Annotated in this window: 4 protein-coding genes and 2 pseudogenes; all 6 read right to left on the bottom strand. The window is 53.4% G+C overall.

All coding sequences use genetic code 11. The features are described from left to right. Positions 1-283, bottom strand: a pseudogene (locus tag JYJ84_RS29785) (MFS transporter); the annotation flags it as partial. A 354-nt stretch (positions 284-637) separates the two neighbouring features. Next, positions 638-1,258 (bottom strand): hypothetical protein, encoded by a 621-nt coding sequence (locus JYJ84_RS29780; RefSeq protein WP_164462554.1) that lies wholly within the window; start codon positions 1,256-1,258, stop codon positions 638-640. Between the two features lie 124 nt (positions 1,259-1,382). After that, positions 1,383-1,878 (bottom strand): annotated as a pseudogene (locus JYJ84_RS29775) (Hcp family type VI secretion system effector). 449 nt (positions 1,879-2,327) lie between these two features. Further along, complete coding sequence (locus JYJ84_RS29770) at positions 2,328-2,576, bottom strand: hypothetical protein (protein WP_236027299.1); 249 nt, start codon at positions 2,574-2,576, stop codon at positions 2,328-2,330. Positions 2,577-2,709: 133 nt separating this feature from the next. Then, complete coding sequence (locus JYJ84_RS29765; RefSeq protein WP_164462555.1) at positions 2,710-3,246, bottom strand: hypothetical protein; 537 nt, start codon at positions 3,244-3,246, stop codon at positions 2,710-2,712. Positions 3,247-3,281: 35 nt separating this feature from the next. Further along, a partial coding sequence (locus JYJ84_RS29760; RefSeq protein ID WP_374102141.1) for a glycoside hydrolase family 19 protein occupies positions 3,282-4,297 on the bottom strand: 1,016 nt, incomplete at its 5' end.

The raw sequence follows: 4,297 nt of genomic DNA, 5'->3' as shown, positions 1-4,297 counted from the left end.
GGCCGGCGATCTGCATCAGGATCAGCCTGCGGCGGTCGAAGCGGTCGCCGAGCGGCGCGAGCAGGAACATGCCGGCCGCATAGCCGAGCTGCGTCGCGGTGGGTATCACGCCGATCCAGGACGCGCCGTCGGGAAACGCCGAGCGGAAGCTGTCGAGCAGCGGTTGGTTGTAATAGATGTTTGCAACGGACACGCCCGCGATCGTCGCGAGCAGCAACAGCAGGCTGCGCGAATAGTGGGGCGAGGCGGCGTCGGTCGGACGGTCGGTGGAGGCGGTGGACATGGCTGCGCGGACGGAGTGGGACGGCGCGGCGCGCGGCGCACGCGTCGGGTGCGCAGGCGGGCAGGGCGCCGGTCAAGGCTGCCGATCATACCGGAGCGACGTGAATCCTGCCGGACGGGGCGGAGTCGAGCAGGTACGCTTGGAACAGCACCGCAACACAGTTCAAGCCGTCTTGCCCGGGCGTTTCAATATCGAGATCCGAGCCTCGGCCGCGCCAGGCACGATATTGCTGGGATCGGTCGCAAATTCACTTGTCGGTGGGCGCGATTCAAATAGGTCTGGAAAATTGCGGATATCTTGCTCCAGTTGGCATGTGATTGAGGGAGCCAGATTGATCTGCAAAAACCACTTATTTCACTCAACCACCAGGCTGTTGATGACGTGCGCTGGCCAACTACTTTTTGACGCAAAGCTGCGCGCCCTCGGCGGTAAAATGCTGCAGAGGGAAAGCGAAACGGCCGTCGTCGTACCTGGGAAGAATCCGTCCCAGCACTCGTAAAGTTCGCGTACAGGCACCAGTGCTCGATCGTTCTCTAAAGCTTTGTCGTACGACAGGACTAGCCTTGAAACGATGACGATATCGGCCCTGTTTCCTCTTGGGCTGGGAATTTTCTTCGATGTGGTGACTTCCTGAGTTACGTCACGCTGAGTGTCGTAGTAGTTGGCTCTCGATGTCTTAGGTTGGCCGTGATTCAGATCGATGAAGCCTATCTTCACCTTCTCGTGGAGGAGCGCTGGGTTTGCCGCAATGCTGCCATAGAAAAAAGGGCTTCCGGAACGATCATCGTATAGCAGACGACAAGCATCTTGGCTTTCTCTCAGTTCTCGTGTTGATCTCAGAGAAAATCCGCATGACTTGATGAGATCGTATCGATACTCCGATTGACCCGACTCGGATACTTCACGACTTTCGCTCTCTTTCGAAAAAAATAATGAAATCGCAAGAATAATTGGTGGAAATATTTTTTTACTCATGGTCTCAGGCCGTCGTGTGAGAGGGTTTCAGAGGCATCGTCACTGAGGTGTTTATGCGCGCACGTAAAATACATCACTCTCCTGTCTTGATGGAGTGCTGCTCGATTAACCTGTAGCGTCACATTCAAGACATCCGCATCGATTCCTTGAGCATCGGTTGGGTAGTTTGTCCTGGCTTTGTCGATTCTTGTGTTGATGTTAATTTTTCCGTCAAGAAGGTGTACTCGGCCTTGCTGGGGTCCTGCGCGTGCGCTAGCGCGGTGTTGATGTTGACGATCGTGGCGTCTTCCAGCTTGGTCGTGAAGAAGTGCTCCTGCTTGCCTTCGGTGGAGGTGCGGTACCACTTCACTTCCACTTCAGGGAGCGTCTCGCCCGCCGCCAGCGCCTGGTACAGCAGCGGCGTGGCCTTGTTCAGCGGTGCGGTGTAGGTGAGGCTTGTGTACGCGCTGGCCGGACGGCTGGCCGCTCTGCGGGTCGGTCGGCGTCGCGATCAGGTGTTCGATTTCCTGGATCAGGATCTGGTCTTCATGGCCGTCCTGGTACACGTTGCCCACCGAGTCGGCGGTGAAGGCGCCTTGCGTGATGTTGCCCTGGATGCTGATATAGGCGGGAGTCGGCATTGGCTGCTTCCCTGAAGTTGTTGTCGAAAAAGCCGGTTGTACCTTGGCGCCGGAATGGCATGGGCCCTGTGAGCAATAGCCGTGCCAATCCACATGCGTTGTCGTGCTTTTCCTTCAGGATCAATGCATTAGGGGTATTTGAGGGGCATTCGCCAGATATCTGGCAAAGCGAATCTCAAAAGGAATCGTCTTTTTTGAGGGGAAATCGGGCCATTTTTGACCCGATCAAAATCAACCCATTGAAAAGAAAGAGAATTTATCGGGCCATTTTTGGCTCGACCGGGCCAAAAATGGCCCGGTCGCCAACACGAACGCGAATTCGCACATCACTCAGATACGAAAAAAGCCCCGAAGGCCACGCGGCATTCAGGGCTTTTTGTGCTGGTACGCTAGCCGCTTACAGCAGGCGGCCGCGCTCCTCGCCTCACTTCAAACAAACGTCACCTGCCTTAGTGCGACCGCCCCGTATCCGTCCCCGGCGCGAACTCGATACCCCGCAGCACTTCCGCAAACTTCGCTGTCCGCAACACGGCGAACTGCTCGTGCGCAGCCATCATCGCGCTGGTGTTCTTCAGCACGTCCCGCACTGCAACCAGACGGTTCGGATCCGCACCGACATCGCCGTTGCCGCTGACTGTCGACGTAATCGCCCAGAGTGATGGCGTAACTCGGTCGTTGGCCAGGACGATATGTCCCATCAGTGTTTGTTTTCGGCAGAAAGATGCCTCAGAGAGCGAAGTCCTAAAAACAATGATCGAGACCTGAACACAACGCCTTGCCCGAAGCAAATTCAACTCTATCCTTCCGTGATGCCTTTACCTGAGTCTTCACTCAGTAAATCTTGATGCTGCTTATGAATTTACGAATCCTCGCAAGCCGATTCTTCCTTTCTCGATTCTTCGCCATTTCCGAAAAAGCAAATACAGCAAAGTCGATCGAATTTACGCCAGAAGGGCGGAGCACCGCAGCGTAGCAGGAGTGCGGCAGAGTAGGCTCCCCAATGTTGCAAAGAACGTCATCAGCTTCAAAAATATCGAAATCTCTTGATTTGTAGTGGTAGGTTTTATACGTCCACGAGCCGCTAGCGTAGACCATGGGGTTTTCATCAAGCTCCCCTACTTGACCTTTCCCTTCCTCAGTGAGCTCGTCGTATCGAAAGAACCCATGCCGTTCACCCGCACGCGTAAAGCCAGATTTATCTATGCAAATAGTTAAGTCAAGCTTTCTTTCTTTGGATGAAACGCAGATTGATCCATCTTCTCTTTTTGGTAAATTAAAATGGGGTGGAATTTTCAGCAATATCCCGTCGCCAATATCTATAACATCAGGAAATGCATCGCTGCACATTAAGAGCGAAGAAATAAACATCACACTTCCCGTCGCGCACCTCGAAAATCCAGTCATCACGGAAAATCCATGGTTATTTTTGAGATTCTCTGTGTTTCGGCTATTCGCTCTGAGAGCGCATTTGGCTCACCATTTTTATTAACCCCATTAATTGCGATTGACACCGTTCGAACAGCTGCCTCAGAGATGTCTGCTTCTGAAATTTTGTTGTTTATCGTCGCGAACTTGTTTTGAGCCGAACCCGCTGTCCAGTACCAGCCACCTGCATCAACACAGTTATATGGCACCATGCTGAGCAGCTCCGGATTTGAGATTTGCGGTCGCCTCCTCCTTGGATCTCCCCACCAGTACTTATCAAAACTTGATGCCGACAACCAACCTCGATATACCCAATATTTGGAGTAATTCTCACGCCCTGTCAGTTGCTTCATCCCTCTGCCTCTGAATTTCTTTCCATCACCCGGATCGATATTTCCATTCTTGTTTTCGAGATAATCGAAGTAACTATCTTTTGAGTTCTTATAATAACCTCCGATCTCTGGCTGTAAGCTGGCCGAAAAGTGGCTTGAAGACGCCTCCACCATGCGAGCAAGACTGTGTGACTCCACTGCCCCCTGTCCAAAAAAATGAGCCAACCTGGCCCCGGTTATTATGTAGTATTTCCGCAAGGTCCAGTTTATGTGACTACGGTAGCGATCTCGTACGGCCGCGGGATCAGGAGTCTCTTCTTTTCGATATCTGCTGTCCGGATAGATGCGCGCAAGATCACCGATCGATATCCAACCACATCGTTTGAATTCCCGGATAAATCGTAGCGGGTGAAAATGATAATGTTCTGCCTTCAGGGTTAGTCCTTTCTCTACCGCCTCCTCCCAAAACGCCAACGCCTGGTGGTGTCGCTTGAGCCTCTCGTACGCAGGCTCCCCGAGGCACATCGGAAACACGATGTTGCCGACCTCACTCTCTCCTTCGGTGCCTTTCAGCCAGCCCCAGCGCTTGTCGAAATCGTCACGCGCCCACTCGGTGGGTATCTTGACCACACAGTGGGTGAGTCGGTCACGCAATTCGCCGG

The sequence above is a fragment of the Burkholderia sp. LMG 13014 genome, from assembly GCF_905232215.1.
Classification (GTDB): domain Bacteria; phylum Pseudomonadota; class Gammaproteobacteria; order Burkholderiales; family Burkholderiaceae; genus Burkholderia.
The sequence above is the reverse complement of the archived record's forward strand: the minus strand, read 5'-3'. Positions and strand labels throughout refer to the sequence as shown.

Bases quoted from the DNA above. Each gene is read 5' to 3' on its own strand.
- JYJ84_RS29765 (WP_164462555.1), bottom strand. From the start codon at position 3,246: ATGTTTATTTCTTCGCTCTTAATGTGCAGCGATGCATTTCCTGATGTT.
- JYJ84_RS29780 (WP_164462554.1), bottom strand. From the start codon at position 1,258: ATGAGTAAAAAAATATTTCCACCAATTATTCTTGCGATTTCATTATTT.
- JYJ84_RS29770 (WP_236027299.1), bottom strand. From the start codon at position 2,576: ATGGGACATATCGTCCTGGCCAACGACCGAGTTACGCCATCACTCTGG.